Raw genomic sequence first — 17,398 nt, forward strand, 5'->3', positions numbered from 1 at the left:
ATCGGATCATGCCGCATGTCGAGCCAGGCATGGTGGTGGGTCTGTTCGGCGGGTCCTTCAATCCACCACACCGGGGACATCTGCTCGTCGCGGAAATCGCCATCCGCAGGCTGAAGCTCGACCAGCTCTGGTGGATGGTGACGCCCGGCAACCCCTTGAAGAGCCACCGTCAGCTCGCCCCGCTCGGCGAGAGACTGACGGCCTGCGAAGCGCTGGCGGAAGATCCGCGCATCAAGATCACCGCTTTCGAGCAGGCGCTGGGCACCAGCTATACGGCGAAGACGCTGGAATTCATTCGCGCCCGCAATCACGATGTCAACTTTGTCTGGGTCATGGGTGCCGACAATCTGGCAGGCTTCCACCACTGGCAAAACTGGCAGAAGATCGCCAGCACCTTCCCGATTGCCGTGATCGATCGCCCCGGATCAACGCTTGCCTATCTGTCCTCGAAGATGGCTCGCACCTTCGACTATGCCCGCGTCGATGAGGAAGATGCCGGCGTCCTGTGGCAGAAGAAGGCACCCGCCTGGACCTTTATCCACGGACCGCGCTCGACGCTGAGCTCCACCGCCTTGCGCTCTGCTGCCGAAAACGGATGAAGATCCGACGCCCGATGACGGCATCTGCGACCGGTCCCTTGAAAGAATCGTCGATCGATGCCACCTTTTGGATGCGATCCCAGCGATGGGAAACGCAGACGTGCTGTTCTGTTTTGCCAAGGAAAGGATGAACTCTGACAACAGTACACACCAAGGGACGCGCACCCCGCGCTACCCCGAAGAGCATGGAACGTGGCGCCGATGCTGCAGCCCGTGCGCTTGAGCTGGTCCTCGCAAGCCTTGAGGACTCGAAGGCAGAAGATATCGTCTCTATCGACATTGCCGGGAAATCCGCACTGGGCGACTACATGGTGGTCGTATCCGGACGCTCGAACCGTCATGTCACGGCGATCAGCGAACACCTCATCTCCGACATGAAGGACGAAGGCCTGGGCTCTGCCCGCGTCGAAGGCCTGGAAACCGGCGATTGGGTCCTGATCGACACGGGAGACATCATCGTGCATGTATTCCGACCCGAAATCCGCGAGTTCTACAACCTGGAAAGGATGTGGGCGGCTCCGGACATCGAGGACCGGCTGCACTGAAAAACGGCCGGCCGTCCGGTGGACGGTCTCGAAGCCGGATTGACACGGCAGGCGTCATCCTGCCGATAGAGATGGTTTTGTGACCTTAACCCCTGGGACTGCCGCATGAAAATTGGCATCTATGCCGTAGGCCGGCTGAAAGCTGGACCGGAGAAGGAACTTGCGTCCCGTTATCTGGACCGCTTCGCCAAGGCCGGACCGCAATGCGGACTGGATTTCACCCGCTCCGTCGAGCTGAATGAAAGCCGCGCCGGCAATGCCGACACGAGAAAGCGCGAGGAAGCCGCCGAGCTTTCCCGCCAGATCCCCGACGGCGCCTTCATTGTCGTGCTCGATGAACGCGGCAAGGCCCTCGACAGCGCCGAATTCGCCAAATTTATCGGGGAAGCAGCCGACAATGGCCAGCGGGACATGGCCTTTGTCATTGGCGGCGCCGACGGCGTGGACCCCGAATTGCGGGACCGGGCCCGCCTCGTTTTGAACCTTGGAAAGCTCACCTGGCCGCATCAGCTCGTCCGGATCTTGATTGCCGAACAGCTCTACCGTGCCGTCACGATCCTCACCGGCCACCCTTATCATCGGGTGTGACGGAAGGACGGCGCTATATCGCTTTGCGTGAGGCGCAAATCAGCGTATTTTCCCGCCAAACCTGGGAAAATGCCTTGCGAGTGACGAGCAGATTGACCGCGATCGACAGACTGTGGCGCCAAAGCGGTGCCCGCTGCGGCCGCGTTGCGTTGCTCGCAGGTCTCGTCGTGGTGCCGCTTGGCGCAAACCATCATCTGCACGCCGCTCCGGATGACAGGTCTTCGATCACGACAGGCGCAGTCCCGCCACGACCGGAGCGCGACGATCTGGTGACAACCCCGGTCGTTGCGCCGGAAAAGCCGGACCCGGCCTTGGAGCTCCGCGCCAAGCGCGATGAGGTCAGCAGTGAACTGCAGGAAGTGGCACGCACCATGCAGCTTTCGGCAGAAAAGACGGCCGAGCTCGAAAAGAGTATCGCCGAGATCACGAAATCCTCGGAAAGCCTGAAATCGGCCCTGCTGGAATCTGCCGCACGCCGCAAGGACATCGAGAACAAGATCAGTGCTGGCGAGAAGCGACTGGCCGATATCGGTGTGCGCGAGGACAAGATCCGCGCCTCCTTCAAGGACCGTCGCGCCGTGCTCGCCGAGGTCCTGGCCGCTCTCCAGCGCATGGGACGCAATCCGCCGCCGGCTTTGCTCGTCAGCCCGGAGGATGCACTGGCATCGGTGCGCACCGCCATCCTGCTCGGCGCAGTCGTGCCCGGCGTCCGCCAAGAGACAGACAAGCTGGCAGGCGACCTTAGAGAGTTGATTGCGCTGCGCGACGCCAGCCGCACCGAGATGGAAAGCCTCGTCACGACCATTGCCAGCCGCCAGGAGGAAGAACGGCGGATGGACATGCTTCTGGTCGAGAATGATCGGCTCGCACGCACCAATTCACTGCAGCTGCAGGCCGAACGCAAGCAGGCGGAAAGCCTTGCCGAACGCGTCACCACCATGGAAGCGCTGATCGCATCGCTCGAGAACGAGATCACTTCGGTACGCCAGGCCGCAGAACTCGCCCGCGCCGAAGAGACGCGCCGGGCCCAGATGACCGAGGACCAGAAGGCACGGGCTCGTGATTTGGCCCAGTCGGGATTGCCTGATAAAAACCGTATTGCGCCAGCATATCCGTTCTCCGAATTGCAGCAGAAGCTAGACCTGCCAGTGGCGGGCGAAACGCTGCGTCAGTTCGGCGATCCGGATGGAACCGGGCATCAGGCACAGGGCACCGTGATCGCTGCTCAGCCCGGCGCTCTGGTGACTGCACCGGCCGATGGTTGGGTTGTGTTTGCCGGCAATTTCAGAAGCTACGGTCAGATGATCATTCTGAACACGGGCGAAGGCTATCACATGGTGCTGTCCGGCATGGACCGCATCACGACGGGACAGGGCAAGTTTGTGTTGTCTGGAGAGCCGCTGGCGACCATGGGTGAAAAAAGAGTGGCCAGTGCCATTGCTTTGGCGCTGGAAACGGAGCGTCCTACTCTTTACATAGAACTGCGAAAAGACGGTAAACCGGTTGATTCCCGTCCTTGGTGGGCCGGAGGCGATTCTGGAAAGGCACAGAATGATACGTAGGGTCTCTCTTCTCCTCGTCGGCGCCCTGATGGGCGCAACTGCGATGAGTGTCATTTATTCGGCGGGCGTCCCGGCTCAGGCTGCGGGTGCATCCACCTACAAGGAACTCTCGATCTTCGGCGACGTCTTCGAGCGCATCCGCGCGCAATACGTCACGCCGCCGGATGAAAACAAGCTCGTGGAGAGCGCCATCAACGGCATGCTCACCTCGCTTGACCCCCATTCCGTTTACATGAACGCCAAGGATGCGGCGGACATGCAGACCCAGACCCGCGGTGAATTCGGCGGCATCGGCATTGAAGTGACGATGGAAGAAGAACTGGTCAAGGTCATCACCCCGATCGATGACACGCCCGGCGCCAAGGCCGGCATTCTGGCCGGCGACTTCATCTCGGATATCAACGGTGAAAGCGTTCGCGGCCTCAAGCTTGAGGAAGCGGTCGAAAAGATGCGCGGCGCGGTCAACACGCCGATCAAGCTGACCATCCTGCGTAAGGGTGCCGATAAGCCGATCGACATCACCGTCACTCGCGAAATCATCCCGATCCGCGCCGTCAAGTCACGCGTCGAAGGTGACGTCGGCTATCTCCGCGTCATCTCCTTCACGGAGAAGACCTATGACGACCTGGAAGCCGCGATCGAGAAGATCAAGAAGGAAGTCCCGGCCGACAAGCTGAAGGGCTATGTTCTCGACCTGCGCCTCAACCCGGGCGGCCTGCTCGACCAGGCGATCTATGTCTCCGACGCCTTCCTGGAGCGTGGCGAAGTGGTCTCCACCCGCTCGCGCGATCCGCAGGACACCCGCCGCTTCAACGCGACCGCCGGTGATCTGACCGATGGCAAGCCGGTGATTGTGCTTGTCAATGGCGGCTCGGCCTCGGCGTCTGAAATCGTCGCCGGCGCCCTGCAGGATCTGAAGCGCGCGACCGTGCTCGGCACCCGCTCCTTCGGCAAGGGTTCGGTCCAGACCATCATCCCGATGGGCGAAAAGGGCGCGCTGCGTCTGACCACGGCACTGTACTACACGCCGTCGGGCCGTTCGATCCAGGGCACCGGCATCGAGCCTGACATCAAGGTCGAGCAGCCCCTGCCGGAAGAACTCCAGGGCAAGGTCCGCTCCGAAGGTGAATCGGCCTTGCCGGGTCACATCAAGGGCAATGCCGAAACCGACGAAGGCTCCGGCTCGGTCGCCTATGTCCCGCCGGAAGCCAAGGATGACGTCCAGCTCAACCAGGCGCTTGACCTGCTGCGCGGCGTGAAGACCGATCCGGCCTTCCCGGCCGATCCGCAGAAGGCATCGCTGCAGTAAACCGCTATCGCCGCCGCCCGCGCCTCCCTCAAGGCGCGGGCGTTCGGATCTTCAGGATCCGCCACATTCATCGGAAGTCTCGGCATGGATCTGCATGCACCGCTCGGTCAGGAGCGAAAGGGCGGCCACCGCCGCAAGCGTCGCATACGTTTGTCCACCCTGTCCTCCGTTGCAGCCGGTCTCGCCCTGGTCGGCGTGTCCGCCTGGACCGCACTTTCGCCGCTACCCCTCTCCATCGAAGCTCCGATCAGCCTGACGCCCCCCGCAGCCGAACCACCCGTGCTCGCCGAGGGAACCCAACGTGACACGACCGAAAGCCCTGCTGCCGGTATATCGGCAAGCGGCCCCCGTGACGGCGCCAATGTTCGGCGTACGACAACGGCGGACGGCAATGTCGTGACCACGTTCAGCCCCACCTCGCGCCAGGGCCCCGTTATCATCGGCGCAACGAACACGCAGGATCCCCGTCTCGCCGGCCTGCCCAATGAGGATCTGCTCGAAGACACGCCCGAAGGCCGCCTGCCGGTCGTGTCGGATACGGGCCTGCGCCCGGTCGATTATTACGCCAGGCCCTGGTCCGGTGCCCGCGGCACGAAGATCGCCATCGTCATCGGCGGCATCGGCCTGAGCCAGACGGGCAGCCAGAAGGCCGTGCGCGACCTGTCGGATGATATCACCCTTGCCTTTGCCGCGACTGGCAACAGCCTGCAGCGCTGGATGCAGGAAGCCCGCCGCAAGGGCCATGAGATCGTGCTGCAGGTTCCGATGGAGCCCTTCGACTATCCGAACAATGATCCGGGCCGCGATACGCTTCTGGCCGAGGCGGGCGCCGCATCGAACCTTGAAAACCTGCACAAGGCGATGGGTCAGATCACCAACTATACCGGCATCATGAACTATATGGGCGCCCGCTTCCTCGCCGACGACAAGGCGATGGATCCGATCATGCGCGACATTGCCGCGCGCGGTCTGCTGTTCCTGGACGATGGCTCGACGGCGCGCTCGCTGTCCGGGGATTACGCCAAGGCCGTCGGCTTTCCGCATGCTTTCGCCGATGTCGTCATCGACAGCCAGATCGATAGCCAGGCGATCCTCGCCAAGCTCGACGAGCTGGAACGCATCGCCCGCCGCAACGGCCAGGCCATCGGCGTCGGCGCTGCCTTTGATGAAACCATAGACGCCGTGGCCAAATGGCGCGAAGAAGCCGTGGCCCGTGGCATCGAGATCGTCGGCGTCTCCGCCATCGCCGCCGATTGAAGACGAAACCCGCAGACACCGTGCGAACCGAGAGCAGCCCCATGACATCCGAAGACTTGAGCCCGAAAATCAAGGCCGAAGATTTGCCCTACCGCCCCTGCGTCGGCATCATGGTGCTGAACAGGGCCGGCCTCGTCTGGGCCGGCCGACGCATCTCGGAAGGCAATTCCGAATATGACGGCTCGCCGCAGCTCTGGCAGATGCCCCAGGGTGGCATCGACGCGGGCGAGGCGCCACTGCCTGCCGCCATGCGCGAGCTTTATGAAGAAACCGGCATGAAGACCGTCTCGCTGCTGGCCGAAGCCGGCCGCTGGATCAATTACGACCTGCCGGCCCACCTGATCGGCATCGGCCTGCGCGGCAAGTATCGCGGCCAGACCCAGCGCTGGTTCGCCTTCCGCTTCGAAGGCGACGAGAGCGAGATCGCCATCAACCCGCCGCCCGGCGGACATCAGCCGGAATTCGATGCCTGGGAATGGAAGCCGATGCAGGATCTGCCCGACCTGATCGTGCCCTTCAAGCGCGCCGTCTACGAAGAAGTCGTGGCGGAGTTCTCCCACCTGGCAGGCTGACCGGCAGCCCGTTCATAACCCCGTCGCGACCGCGAAACCTTCATCCGCCCAGCCGGTCATGCCGCCGATCATCACCTTCACCTTGCGGCCAAGCCGGGCCAGCCGAAGGGCTGCCTTGTCGGTGCCATTGCAATGCGGTCCGGCGCAATAGACCACGAACAGCGTATCCTCGGGCCATTCCGCCATCTTCCGCTCCGTCATCTTGCCATGCGGCAGGTTGATCGCGCCTGGCACATGCGCCTTTTCGAACAATGCCGGTCCGCGCACGTCGAGAAGCACGAAATCCGGCTCCCCCTTTTCCAACACCGCATGCACGTCCCAGCAATCCGTCTCGAAGGAAAGCCGTGCCGCATAGTGAGCCGCGACCAGGGCAGGATCGGCGGCGGGAATTTCAGTGACATGGCTCGGCATGGGCATCTCCTTGGTGTTTCGATGGAGAGATCTTGCCTTTTTCCTGCAATGAGCGAAACTGGCCTGAATGCCAACATGCGTAAAGATTGCGCCAATGAATTCACCCTTCGCCTCCTCCCCCCTCACCGGTCCCCGTGTCGTCACGCTGGCCTATGACGGCCTCTGCACCTTCGAATTCGGCGTGGCGGTGGAAGTCTTCGGTTTGGCGCGGCCGGAACTGGGCCATGACTGGTATCGCCATGCCACCGCCGCCATCGAGCCCGGCCCCTTGCGCGCGGCCGGCGGCCTCACCGTCACGACGAGCGGCAATCTCGACCTCATCGCCGAAGCCGATCTGATCGTCGTGCCCGGTTGGCGCGGTATCGGCGAACCCGTTCCAGCGCTGCTCATCGAAACCCTGCGTGCTGCCCATGCCCGCGGTGCAAGGCTGATGTCCCTCTGCTCGGGACTTGCGGTTCTGGCTGCCACCGGCCTTCTCGACGGCCACCGCGCCACCACCCACTGGCGTTATGCCGATGCGATCCGCAGCCGCTTCCCTCTGATCAAGCTCGATCCGGACGTGCTCTATGTCGATGAAGGGCAGGTGATGACCGCCGCCGGCAGTGCAGCCGGCATCGATCTTTGTCTCCATGTCGTGCGCCGTGATTTCGGCGCAGAAGCCGCCAACAGCGTTGCCCGCCGCCTCGTCGTGCCGCCGCATCGCGAGGGTGGCCAGGCCCAGTTCATCATCAAACCCGTACCGCAGGAGCGTGAAGGCCAGCGCCTCGCGCCCCTTATCGACTGGATCGATGGCAATCTTGATCGGGAAGTAACGCTTGCCGAAATGGCCGCGCGCGCCGGCATGAGCACGCGCAGCTTCCAACGCAAGTTCAAGGACTTGACCGGCTCTGCCCCGGGCGAATTCCTGCTCGCCCGCCGCCTGCGCCACGCTTGCGATCTGCTGGAGCGCCAGGCAGACCTGTCACTCGATGACATCGCACTTGCCGCAGGCTTCGGCACGCCGGCGACGCTCCGCCACCACTTCCGTACCCGGCTTGCCACCAGCCCCGCCGCCTATCGCGCGCGCTTCGGCCATGCAGCCTGAGCCCGGCCTCACTTCACCGCCGCATTGCCGCCATCGGCATAGAGTGCCGAACCGGCAACAAAACTCCCCATTGGCCCGGCCAGGAACAGTGCAGCCGCCGCGATCTCTTCCGGCTGCGCAATCCGCTTCAGCGCATGCAAGGACGCAGCCCAGTCCTTCTGCGTCTGGTCGCCTGCCATCGCCGTATCGGTCCCTCCCGGCAGGAGCGCATTGGCCCGAATGCCTTCGGCGCCGTAATCGGCGGTGATACCCTTCACCAGCCCCATCAACCCGGCTTTCGCCGCACCATAGGCAGCCATGCCTGGCAAGCCGACGCTGGTGCCGACGAAGCTGGAAACGAAGACGAGCGCACCGCCACCACTCGCCTGCATGGCGGGGATCTGTGCCCGAGCCGCCAGAAAGGCACAAGTGAGGTTGCCATCGACCACGGACTGCCACTCCGCAGGGTCCAGTGTGGCAAGGGGGCCGATCCGTCCGACAGTGCCGGCATTGTTGATCGCAATATCGAACCGGCCGAAGGCTTCGAGAGCCGTGTCCACCAGCCGCCGATGCGTGTCTGCCTGGCGAACATCGCCGGCGACCGCCTGGACGGTGCCGCCGTTTGCCCGGATATCCGTAGCAACCCGGTCGAGCGCTTCCGCCCGCCGAGCATTGATGACGACGGCTGCACCTTCGCGCGCAAAGAGCACGGCCGTCGCACGCCCAATGCCAGAAGACGCGCCGGTGATGATGGCAACCTTGCCCTGAAGACTGTTCATGATGATGACCTCCTGTTTCAGGAGGCCAGACATAGAGAGGCGCAAGGGTGTCGCGACACCCGTTTCTTGTTTGCACCAGACAAAGGGCAATGGATGAGTTGAGGCAGGTGGAACGTGGAAAGGCGGTTCTTGCGGCCTTCGAGGCAATTTCACCGCTCGGCGGCAGCCGCCTCGTCAGCGCTTTCCTCGATGCGCTCCATGTCGTCGTCCGACAGACCGAAATGGTGGCCGATTTCATGGATCAGCACATGGGTGATGATGTCGCCCAGTGTCTCCTCGTTTTCCGCCCAATAATCGAGGATCGGCCGCCGGTAGAGAATGATGCGGTTCGGCATCATCCCGGTTTCCATGGTGAAACGCTCGGAAATGCCGCGGCCTTCGAACAGCCCCAGCAGATCGAAAGGCGTTTCGAGCGCCATGTCTTCGAAGACTTCATCGGTCGGAAAATCGGTGATCTCGATGATGAGATCCTTACTCAGGTCGCGAAATTCCTGCGGCAGCCGGCCATAGGCCTCGATCGCCAGCGACTCGAACGTGCTGATCGTCGGCGCGTGCCGTTCCTGCCAATCCTCACTCTGGTCTATGCGGGCCATGGGTACTCCTTACTGCCGCACATATAGGGGTTTTGCGTCATCATTTCGAGAGTGAATTCAACGAAGGAATAAATTCTTATCTCCACCCCCGTTGACTCTTTTCGCCAGCTCTGGAATCCATAGGAACAAATAAGGAACATCTGAGCAAGGAGAACGTCATGGGCCAGCGCCCTTCGGCGACGGAAGAGCTTTTTGCCCTCAGGCAGGCAGTTGCCCGCATCGAGGGAAAGCCCGACCATGCCGCGCGCCTGGCTGCAATGGCGGCAGGCGCGCAAGACGAACGCGCACACACCGCAACCGGCATGGCCGGAAGCGATGCAGCCTCCGTTTTCGCGCCGCTGGCCACCGAACTCACGGCACGGGGAGCGATGGTCGAACTGCGCGGCGAACGGCTGCAGCAGGCGGGCGCAGTGACCGGGCTTGGTCTGTCTCTGGCCTTGATGCCGGCATCCCCAGCAGAGGTTGGGGAAGCTGCGGACAATCGCAGCGCGCCACGTCATCTGCTCTTCATCGCCGATCCGCATGTCGTGCGCGAGGCGGGCCGTGCCTATGCGCCGGGATTGACCGATTACGGCCTCGCCCCCGCCCAACTCGTGCATGCCCTGCCACGTCGTATCGAAGATGCCTTGTGGCTCACCGAGGCGGCCCTGTCCTCGCGCGCCTTTGCCGCCGTGCTGCTTGAAGTGCACGGCAACCCGAAGAAATTCGGCCTGACCGAAAGCCGGCGCCTCAGCCTCAAGGCACGCGGCACCGGTGGCAGGCTGTTGATCCTGCGTCAGGCAGGCGAGGAGGAGGCATCGAGCGCCGCCCTTCGCCTGTCTGTCGAACCCGCGCCGGCGGTGGCGCGGTCTCTCGCCGACGGGTCCCTGCTGGGCGGCAGCATCGGGAACCCCGTCTTTCGCATCCGTGTCGAAAAATCCCGCATGCCGGGCCGGACCGACCTCATTCTGGAGTGGACACCCCATGACCGCCGCCTTCGCGCCATCGCTTCTCACCCAACATCCGGCCTCGGATCGCCGTATTCTGTCCCTCTGGCTTCCGAGGCTGTCGACGGATCGCATCGCCCGCCGCCGCTGGGGTCTGTCCTGGCGTTTGGACCGGTCCTCGACCACGCCTCCTGAGCGCCCGCCGCTGGCCTGTGCCGGCCGCTCAGCCAATACGATGCGCCTGACCGCCCTTGATGAAGCAGCAGAAGGCTTTGGTCTGCGTGTGGGCCAGGGCCTGGCCGAGGCCCGGGCAATCTGTGCAGGCCTCGATGTTCTGGAGGCAGATCCCGCCGCTGATCGAAGCTTTCTCGATGCGATTGCCGACTGGTGTGATCGCTATACGCCGCTCGTTGCCCTCGATGGCGAGGATGGTCTGCTGCTGGATATCAGCGGCTGCGCCCATCTCTTCGGTGGCGAGGCGAAACTCGTCGAGGATCTGGACCAGCGCCTCACCGCCTTCGGCCTTGCCGTGCACATCTCGGTCGCCTCGACGCCAGGCCTTGCCCGCGCCTGCAGCCGCTTCGGCGGTCCCACGCTGGTCTCCCCGCCCGACGCTATCCGGGTTCTGTCACCCCTGCCGGTCGCGGCCCTGCGCCTTGATGCGGGCACGCTGGCCAATCTTGCACGCGTCGGGTTAAAGACGGTGGGCGACCTGATCGCTGCGCCGCGTCCGCCGATCACCCGCCGTTTCGGCCCGGTCCCGATCCTGCGCCTCGATCAGGCGCTCGGCCACGAAGGCGAGCCGATTTCGCCGCGCCGCATGCTGCCGCTCCTCTCGGCCGAACGGCGGCTGGCCGAACCGATTGTCAGCGAAGACCATGTGCTCGACCTTGCCGGCCGTCTCGCCGGCGGCCTGAAGACCGCGCTCGAAGCCCGCGGCGAGGGCGGTCGCCTGTTCGAACTCCTGGTGTTCCGCGTCGACGGTCGTGTCTTCCGCATCGAGGTTGGGGCCTCCGCTCCCTTGCGCGATCCCGCCCGCATCCGCGCGCTTTTCCGCGAACGCCTTGGCGTGCTCGCCGACGAACTCGATGCCGGCTTCGGTTATGAATTGCTGCGGTTGAACGTGCTCCTCAGCGAAGCCTTCGATATCCGGCAGGCAGCCCTTGCCGAAGACGAGGGCGCCGAGGCAAGCGAGCTTCTCACCCGCTTCCTTGATCAGGTGACTGCCCGCCTCGGCGAGCGCGCCTTGCGTCTGCCGGTACCACTTGCCAGCCACTGGCCGGACCGTGCCGCAACCCATGCCCCCCTCACCGATGGCCTCAAGGCGCTCGGCCGTGCTCTGGTCGGCACGCGCGACATAGCCTCGCCCAGGCGCAGTCCGCGCCCCATTCGCCTGCTCGACCGACCGGAAGAGGTCGAGGTCATGTCATCGGTGCCTGACGGCCCACCGGCCAGTTTCCGCTGGCGCCGCGTCCAGCGCCGCATCGCCCGTGCCGAGGGGCCGGAACGCCTAGCGCCGGAATGGTGGACGGATGGCGAGGATGCGCCACCGCGCGATTATTTCCGCATCGAGGACACGGCAGGCCAGCGTTTCTGGCTCTATCGCGAAGGCCTGTTCGAGCGCCGCACCGTCAACCCGACCTGGTTCCTCCAGGGTTTCTTCTCCTGAGGCGGGCATGAACACTCCGTCCGGAGGGCTGTTGAAAGGCCCCACAAACCCGCAGGGCTTTTTCGAGATCGGGCTGAAAAGCAATTTCTCCTTTCTCGACGGCGCCTCGCATGCCGAGGAACTCGTCCAGCAAGCCTTGGCGCTCGGTCTCGACGGGATCGGCCTTGCTGATGTCAACACTGTCGCCGGCGTCGTGCGCCTGCATGCATCCGCCAAGCTGAACGGGCTTGAATTTCGCCCCGGCGCCCGCCTCGTCTTTGCCGACGATACGCCGGAGCTTCTGGCCTATCCCATGGATCGCAAGGGCTGGGGTAATCTCTGCCGCCTGCTCAGTGCCGGCAATCTGCGTTCGCAGAAGGGCACCTGCACGCTTTATCAAGCAGATCTCCTCGAATGGGCGCAGAACATGCTCTTCGTTGCCATGCCCCCGTCGCTCGCCGAGATCAGCGATGTCGAGGCCTATCAGGCCCGCCTCGCCCGCATCCGGCCGGCCCTCGGCGACCGGCTCTATTTAGGTCTTGTGCCGCGCCATGATGGTTCCGATCGCAAGACTTTCAACGAACTCGGCCTGATTGCACGCCGCTTCGATCTGCCTCTGGTCGCCACGAACGACGTCGTCTACCACGCCCCGGATCGAAAGCCGCTTGCCGATGTCGTCATCGCCATCCGCGAACATGTGGGTATCCGGGAGGCTGGCTTTCGCCTGCATGCCCATGCCGAACGCCACCTGAAATGCGGGGCCGAAATGGCCCGTCTGCTGCGCGCCTGCCCGGAGGCCATGACCAACAACCGGAAACTCTTTAGCCGGCTTCGATTTTCGCTTGACGAACTCTCGCATCAATATCCCGACGAAATCTTCGACGGTGAACCGCCGGCACTGGCGCTTCGCCGCCTCACTTTCGAGGGCGCGGCCCGTCGCTATCCCGGCGAAATCCCGCAAAAGGTGCTGGGCCTCCTCGACTACGAACTGAAGCTGATCGCCGAAAAGCGCTATGAACCCTATTTCCTCACGGTCTATCGCATTGTTTGCCACGCGCGCGCCGTCGGTATTCTGTGCCAGGGCCGCGGATCGGCTGCCAATTCTGCCGTCTGCTTCTGCCTCGGCATCACCGAGGTCGACCCCCAGAAGACCACCCTCCTTTTCGACCGCTTCCTCTCGACCGAACGCGACGAGCCGCCCGATATCGACGTCGATTTCGAGCATGAGAAGCGCGAGGAGGTGATCAAGTTCATCTATGAGACCTATGGCCGGGAGCATGCAGCGCTCACCGCCGCCGTCATCAGCTACCGCGCCCGCTCGGCCGGTCGCGAGGTGGCAAAGGCCTTCGGTCTGTCGGACGATGTGCAATCGGCTCTTGCCGGCTCGATCTGGGGCTGGTGGACGAGCGACTTCACCGAGGACCAGGCCAAGGCCGCAGGCCTCGACCTCCAGGACAAAACCACCCGGCATGTCCTGTCTTACGCCCAAGCCCTGCAGAATTTCCCCCGCCATCTCTCCCAGCATGTCGGCGGATTCGTCATCACCCGCGACCGCCTGGACGAAGTGGTGCCGATCATGAACACGGCGGATGGCCGCTACATGGTCGAATGGGACAAGGACGATCTCGATACGCTGAAGATCCTCAAGATCGACGTGCTGGCGCTCGGCATGCTCACCTGCCTCGCCAAGGCCTTCAAGCTGCTGTCCGCCCATTACGACCGCCAGGAAACGCTGGCCTCGGTCAACGAAGACCAGCGCCCGGAAGTCTATGACATGATCTGCCGGGCCGACACCCTTGGCGTCTTTCAGATCGAAAGCCGCGCCCAGATGAGCATGCTGCCGCGTCTCAAACCCCGCATCTTCTATGATCTGGTCATCGAGGTCGCCATCGTCCGCCCCGGCCCGATCCAGGGCAATATGGTCCACCCCTATCTGAAGCGCCGGGAAGACAAGCTCGCCGGTCGGCCGATCGACTATCCGAGCGAGGAACTGCGCACCGTGCTGGAACGCACGCTGGGTGTGCCGCTTTTCCAGGAACAGGCCATGCAGATCGCCATCACGGCTGCCGAGTTCACACCCGCTGAAGCCGACAAACTGCGCCGCGCCATGGCCACCTTCCGCCGCACCGGCCAGGTCTCAAGCTTCCAGAAGCGCATGGTGGAGGGCATGGTCAAGCGCGGTTACGATCCCGAATTCGCCGCCCGCTGCTTCAGCCAGATCGAGGGTTTCGGCGAATACGGCTTTCCCGAAAGCCACGCGGCCTCCTTTGCCCTGCTGGTGTATGTCTCCTGCTGGTTCAAGGCCTTCTATCCGGATGTCTTCTGCGCCGCGATCCTCAATTCCCAGCCCATGGGCTTCTATGCGCCGGGCCAGCTGGTGCGCGATGCCCGCGAGCATGGCGTCGAGATGCGGCCCGTCGATATCAATCACTCCGCCTGGGATTCAACGCTTGAAGGCGATGAGCAAGGGCAACCGGCCTTTGATCCCGCCCGCATCGCATCCCGCCACCGCTCCATGACCAGCGTGATCAAGAGCCGCCAGGCGGTGCGTCTCGGGTTTCGCCAGATCAAGGGCCTGTCGGAAAAGGATATGGCCCGCCTCGTTGAAAGACGCGGCGCGGGTTATGATTCCGTCCGCGATCTCTGGCTGCGCACGCGCCTGCCCCGCGCGGTGATCGAGAAACTCGCCGATGCCGACTGCTTTTCGTCTCTGGGACTGAACCGCCGTGATGCGCTCTGGGCTGCCCAGGCGCTCGATGCGGGAGCGGCAGTCGAAGACCTGCCCCTCTTCCTGACACGTCCGGGCGAGGATCTGCAGCAGGAGGCCGAGGTCGCCTTGCCGCGCATGCTGCCGGGTGAAGAAGTACTGAGCGACTATCGCACGCTGAGCTTCTCGCTGAAGGCGCATCCCTTGTCCTTCCTGCGTGAGGCCATGCATCGGGCGGGGCTGAAATCGGCAGCCGACCTCGAAAACATGGCGCATGGCGCAAAGGTGCAGATCGCCGGCCTGGTTCTGGTGCGCCAGCGACCAGGCTCAGCCAAGGGCGTGATCTTCATGACGCTGGAAGATGAGACAGGGACATCCAACGCCATCGTCTGGCCAAAGGTCTTCGAGCGCTATCGGCCGGTGGTCATGGGCGCAAGGCTGGTTGTCCTGCGCGGCCGGCTGCAAAAGGCCCATGGCGTCATCCATGTCGTCGCCGATCATCTCGTCGATGCCAGCCCCCGCCTCGGCCTGCTGCTCAAAGACCTGAAGGCCTTTGATACATTGGCCCATGCCGATGAGGTCCGCCGGCCGGGCGTCGACCAGCGCCAGGCAAAACGCGAGAAGCAAACGCGCCCGATGCCACCAAAGCCACCCTCCACGCTGCCGGTGGCCGCCCCACCGCCCGGCCATCCGCGGCGCAGCGCCATGGCCCAGTTGATGCCCAAGGGCCGCAATTTCCACTGATCCTGTCTGGGCATTACACGTCCGAGCAAGCCGTGTCTGCGAATTTTCTTGACAAAGCTCATCTGGTTTAACACAAAGGGGACAACGAGTGTCATGTTTGACGAGTGCCCGACCATGCTGGTCTGCAGCTGCAATTACATCACCGACAAGGACATCCAGGCAGTCATTACTGAACTGCTGGATGAAGACTGTTGGCAGCTGATCGTGCCGGGCAAGGTCTACCACGCCATGGGCAAGCGCGGTCGCTGCTGCGGCTGCTTCCCCAATGTCGTTGACCTCATCATCCGCACCACTGCTGAATATCACGCCGCCCGCAAGACCGAGGAAACCAAGGTCGTCGACTTCATGGAGCGCCTGAAGCAGTTCCATGAAGAGCAGAAGGCAGCCTTTGCCGAGCGCCGTCAGGCTATGCTCGCCAGCCGTCGCGCAGCCGGCTGATCCCTTTCTTCGCCTCAAAATCATCACTGATAGAAATTACCAAGACACGCCGACAGCCTCGCATCGTGCGCGCAATGTGCATATGCGAGCCTTGCGCATGCGTCTGTGATGCGCGAAGGCCCCGCCGTATCGGGCGCTGAAGTTGCACGATAAACGTCACAACACTTTAGAATCCTTCTAACAACACTCTCGACAGATCGAATTTCGGGCGGTAATGTTTCGGCATTCCAATCACGTATAAGGACGACAAACATGAAGGGTGATCCGAAGGTCATCGAGCAGCTCAACGAAGCGCTGTTTCTCGAACTCGGCGCTGTCAATCAGTACTGGCTGCATTACCGCCTGCTGAACGACTGGGGCTACACCAAGCTCGCCAAGAAGGAACGCGCCGAGTCGATCGAAGAAATGCAGCACGCTGACAAGATCATCGACCGCATCATCTTCCTCGAAGGTCACCCGAACCTCCAGACAGTCGCACCGCTGCGCATCGGCCAGAACGTCAAGGAAGTGCTCGAAGCAGACCTCGCCGGCGAATACGATGCCCGCACCGCCTACAAGGCCTCGCGCGACATCTGTCACGCGGCCGGCGACTATGTCTCGATGAAGCTCTTCGAACAGCTGCTGATCGATGAGGAAGGCCATATCGACTTCCTCGAAACCCAGCTGGAGCTGCTCGGCAAGATCGGCGAAGAGAAATACGGCCAGCTCAACGCCGAATCCGCCGATTCGGCCGAATAAGCCCAAGCCATCCCAGCGAAAGCCACCCCAGCGAAAGCCCCCTTCCGGGGGCTTTTTTGTTTCGAGATACAAGCCCCCGGATCCGATTTGGATCTGGTTCACCGGAGCAAGCGCGCACCGGCAACGCCGCCCAGAGCGACATGCCCCTCTCCTCTGCCTGCATCAGACGCCAGTTTTCCGCCCCCCGCCAACGTTGACCCCTCCCCTCATCCTGAGGCGCCCGACACAGTCGGGCCTCGAAGGACGAGGCCCATCTTGCAGCCATTGCCTGGATCCTTCGAGGCCCTCGCTTTCGCGAGGGCGCCTCAGGATGAGGTCATCACACAAGCCACCGCCCCCTGATCCGCCTCCTGAGCTTGTCGAAAGGCGGGCACCGTGCGCATCCCACCTCCCCCAATGCGGGGGAGGACGGAAAATCGAAGGCTTGAGGTCCGCGTAAGCCGCCTAAACTTCAGATTTTCCTGGAGAGGGGATCAGTGCTGCTGGTTCGACATTACCGCCCCCCTCTCTGGCGATTTCCGATGTTTAGACCGCTTGCGCTGGCCTCATTCATCATATTCGCTTGCTGCTGCGCCCCGAAGACAAGCTTGCCGCACCCTCTACCCCTCATCCTGAGGCGCCCGACACAGTCGTGCCTCGAAGAACGAGGCCCATCTTGTATCTGCGGCCGGGATCCTTCGAGGCCCTCGCTTTCGCGAGGGCGCCTCAGGATGATGTCATCACACAAGCCGCCGCCCCCTGATCCGCCTCCTGAGCTTGTCGAAAGGCGAGCACCGTGCGCATCCCACCTCCCCCCATGCGGGGGAGGACGGAAAATCGAAGGGTTAGGCGAGCGTAAGCCGCCTAAACTTCAGATTTTCCTGGAGAGGGGCACAGTTCCGTTGGTAATAACCTGACCGAGCCCCCCTCTTGCGAAATC

Annotated in this window: 16 protein-coding genes; 13 read left to right on the forward strand and 3 right to left on the reverse strand. The window is 63.1% G+C overall.

Going from position 1 to position 17,398, the window contains the following annotated elements; translation table 11 throughout:
• The first annotated feature begins 8 nt into the window (after positions 1-8).
• The 7 genes from ACSV9I_RS14195 (at position 9) to ACSV9I_RS14225 (ending at position 6,432) form a co-directional block, all read left to right on the forward strand.
• The gene (locus tag ACSV9I_RS14195) at positions 9-599 is read left to right on the forward strand and encodes a nicotinate-nucleotide adenylyltransferase (RefSeq protein ID WP_054158054.1); all 591 of its coding nucleotides are present in this window, start codon (positions 9-11) and stop codon (positions 597-599) included.
• Between the two features lie 185 nt (positions 600-784).
• The gene (gene rsfS, locus ACSV9I_RS14200) at positions 785-1,144 is read left to right on the forward strand and encodes a ribosome silencing factor (RefSeq protein ID WP_054158055.1); all 360 of its coding nucleotides are present in this window, start codon (positions 785-787) and stop codon (positions 1,142-1,144) included.
• 105 nt (positions 1,145-1,249) lie between these two features.
• Complete coding sequence (gene rlmH, locus ACSV9I_RS14205) at positions 1,250-1,732, forward strand: 23S rRNA (pseudouridine(1915)-N(3))-methyltransferase RlmH (protein WP_054158056.1); 483 nt, start codon at positions 1,250-1,252, stop codon at positions 1,730-1,732.
• A 167-nt stretch (positions 1,733-1,899) separates the two neighbouring features.
• Entirely contained in the window at positions 1,900-3,294 is a 1,395-nt protein-coding gene (locus ACSV9I_RS14210) for a murein hydrolase activator EnvC family protein (RefSeq protein ID WP_438329664.1), read from the forward strand.
• Positions 3,284-4,603 (forward strand): S41 family peptidase, encoded by a 1,320-nt coding sequence (locus ACSV9I_RS14215; protein WP_054158057.1) that lies wholly within the window; start codon positions 3,284-3,286, stop codon positions 4,601-4,603. The genes ACSV9I_RS14210 and ACSV9I_RS14215 overlap by 11 nt, the downstream gene beginning before the upstream one ends.
• Positions 4,604-4,687: 84 nt before the next feature.
• Positions 4,688-5,860, forward strand: coding sequence for a divergent polysaccharide deacetylase family protein (locus ACSV9I_RS14220; RefSeq protein ID WP_054158058.1), 1,173 nt, complete (start codon positions 4,688-4,690; stop codon positions 5,858-5,860).
• A gap of 41 nt (positions 5,861-5,901) precedes the next feature.
• Positions 5,902-6,432, forward strand: coding sequence for an RNA pyrophosphohydrolase (locus ACSV9I_RS14225; protein ID WP_438329471.1), 531 nt, complete (start codon positions 5,902-5,904; stop codon positions 6,430-6,432).
• A 12-nt stretch (positions 6,433-6,444) separates the two neighbouring features.
• Here the strand turns inward: ACSV9I_RS14225 and ACSV9I_RS14230 are convergent, their stop codons facing one another.
• On the reverse strand, positions 6,445-6,843 hold the full coding sequence (locus ACSV9I_RS14230) for a rhodanese-like domain-containing protein (protein WP_054158060.1): 399 nt from the start codon (positions 6,841-6,843) through the stop codon (positions 6,445-6,447).
• Positions 6,844-6,910: 67 nt separating this feature from the next.
• Here ACSV9I_RS14230 and ftrA point away from each other — a divergent pair, with 67 nt between their 5' ends.
• Entirely contained in the window at positions 6,911-7,927 is a 1,017-nt protein-coding gene (ftrA, locus tag ACSV9I_RS14235) for a transcriptional regulator FtrA (RefSeq protein ID WP_438329472.1), read from the forward strand.
• Between the two features lie 8 nt (positions 7,928-7,935).
• On the opposite strand, the gene ACSV9I_RS14240 is transcribed toward ftrA, so the two are convergent.
• Together ACSV9I_RS14240 and ACSV9I_RS14245 are read right to left on the reverse strand one after the other, a co-directional pair.
• Complete coding sequence (locus ACSV9I_RS14240) at positions 7,936-8,685, reverse strand: SDR family oxidoreductase (RefSeq protein WP_438329474.1); 750 nt, start codon at positions 8,683-8,685, stop codon at positions 7,936-7,938.
• 149 nt (positions 8,686-8,834) lie between these two features.
• A complete protein-coding gene (locus ACSV9I_RS14245; RefSeq protein ID WP_054158062.1) occupies positions 8,835-9,278 on the reverse strand; it encodes a metallopeptidase family protein in 444 nt (147 codons plus the stop codon).
• Positions 9,279-9,436: 158 nt separating this feature from the next.
• Here ACSV9I_RS14245 and ACSV9I_RS14250 point away from each other — a divergent pair, with 158 nt between their 5' ends.
• The 5 genes from ACSV9I_RS14250 to bfr all read left to right on the forward strand — a co-directional run bounded on the left by ACSV9I_RS14250 (position 9,437) and on the right by bfr (position 16,479).
• Positions 9,437-10,399, forward strand: coding sequence for an ImuA family protein (locus tag ACSV9I_RS14250; RefSeq protein WP_438329476.1), 963 nt, complete (start codon positions 9,437-9,439; stop codon positions 10,397-10,399).
• A gap of 40 nt (positions 10,400-10,439) precedes the next feature.
• The gene (locus ACSV9I_RS14255) at positions 10,440-11,873 is read left to right on the forward strand and encodes a DNA polymerase Y family protein (protein WP_438329666.1); all 1,434 of its coding nucleotides are present in this window, start codon (positions 10,440-10,442) and stop codon (positions 11,871-11,873) included.
• Between the two features lie 31 nt (positions 11,874-11,904).
• Positions 11,905-15,303, forward strand: a complete 3,399-nt coding sequence (locus tag ACSV9I_RS14260; RefSeq protein ID WP_438329477.1) for an error-prone DNA polymerase — start codon at positions 11,905-11,907, stop codon at positions 15,301-15,303.
• Between the two features lie 12 nt (positions 15,304-15,315).
• A complete protein-coding gene (locus ACSV9I_RS14265) occupies positions 15,316-15,741 on the forward strand; it encodes a (2Fe-2S)-binding protein (protein WP_438329668.1) in 426 nt (141 codons plus the stop codon).
• 252 nt (positions 15,742-15,993) lie between these two features.
• A complete protein-coding gene (gene bfr, locus ACSV9I_RS14270; RefSeq protein WP_054158066.1) occupies positions 15,994-16,479 on the forward strand; it encodes a bacterioferritin in 486 nt (161 codons plus the stop codon).
• Positions 16,480-17,398 lie beyond the last annotated feature (919 nt).

The sequence above is a fragment of the Rhizobium sp. G187 genome (assembly GCF_051549525.1).
Classification (GTDB): domain Bacteria; phylum Pseudomonadota; class Alphaproteobacteria; order Rhizobiales; family Rhizobiaceae; genus Allorhizobium.

Coding starts and splice junctions, on each gene's coding strand:
- ftrA (WP_438329472.1), top strand. CDS start 6,911: ATGCCAACATGCGTAAAGATTGCGCCAATGAATTCACCCTTCGCCTCC.
- ACSV9I_RS14230 (WP_054158060.1), bottom strand. CDS start 6,843: ATGCCGAGCCATGTCACTGAAATTCCCGCCGCCGATCCTGCCCTGGTC.
- rsfS (WP_054158055.1), top strand. CDS start 785: ATGGAACGTGGCGCCGATGCTGCAGCCCGTGCGCTTGAGCTGGTCCTC.
- ACSV9I_RS14255 (WP_438329666.1), top strand. CDS start 10,440: ATGCGCCTGACCGCCCTTGATGAAGCAGCAGAAGGCTTTGGTCTGCGT.
- ACSV9I_RS14215 (WP_054158057.1), top strand. CDS start 3,284: ATGATACGTAGGGTCTCTCTTCTCCTCGTCGGCGCCCTGATGGGCGCA.
- ACSV9I_RS14220 (WP_054158058.1), top strand. CDS start 4,688: ATGGATCTGCATGCACCGCTCGGTCAGGAGCGAAAGGGCGGCCACCGC.
- ACSV9I_RS14245 (WP_054158062.1), bottom strand. CDS start 9,278: ATGGCCCGCATAGACCAGAGTGAGGATTGGCAGGAACGGCACGCGCCG.
- ACSV9I_RS14250 (WP_438329476.1), top strand. CDS start 9,437: ATGGGCCAGCGCCCTTCGGCGACGGAAGAGCTTTTTGCCCTCAGGCAG.
- bfr (WP_054158066.1), top strand. CDS start 15,994: ATGAAGGGTGATCCGAAGGTCATCGAGCAGCTCAACGAAGCGCTGTTT.
- ACSV9I_RS14195 (WP_054158054.1), top strand. CDS start 9: ATGCCGCATGTCGAGCCAGGCATGGTGGTGGGTCTGTTCGGCGGGTCC.
- ACSV9I_RS14225 (WP_438329471.1), top strand. CDS start 5,902: ATGACATCCGAAGACTTGAGCCCGAAAATCAAGGCCGAAGATTTGCCC.
- ACSV9I_RS14240 (WP_438329474.1), bottom strand. CDS start 8,685: ATGAACAGTCTTCAGGGCAAGGTTGCCATCATCACCGGCGCGTCTTCT.
- rlmH (WP_054158056.1), top strand. CDS start 1,250: ATGAAAATTGGCATCTATGCCGTAGGCCGGCTGAAAGCTGGACCGGAG.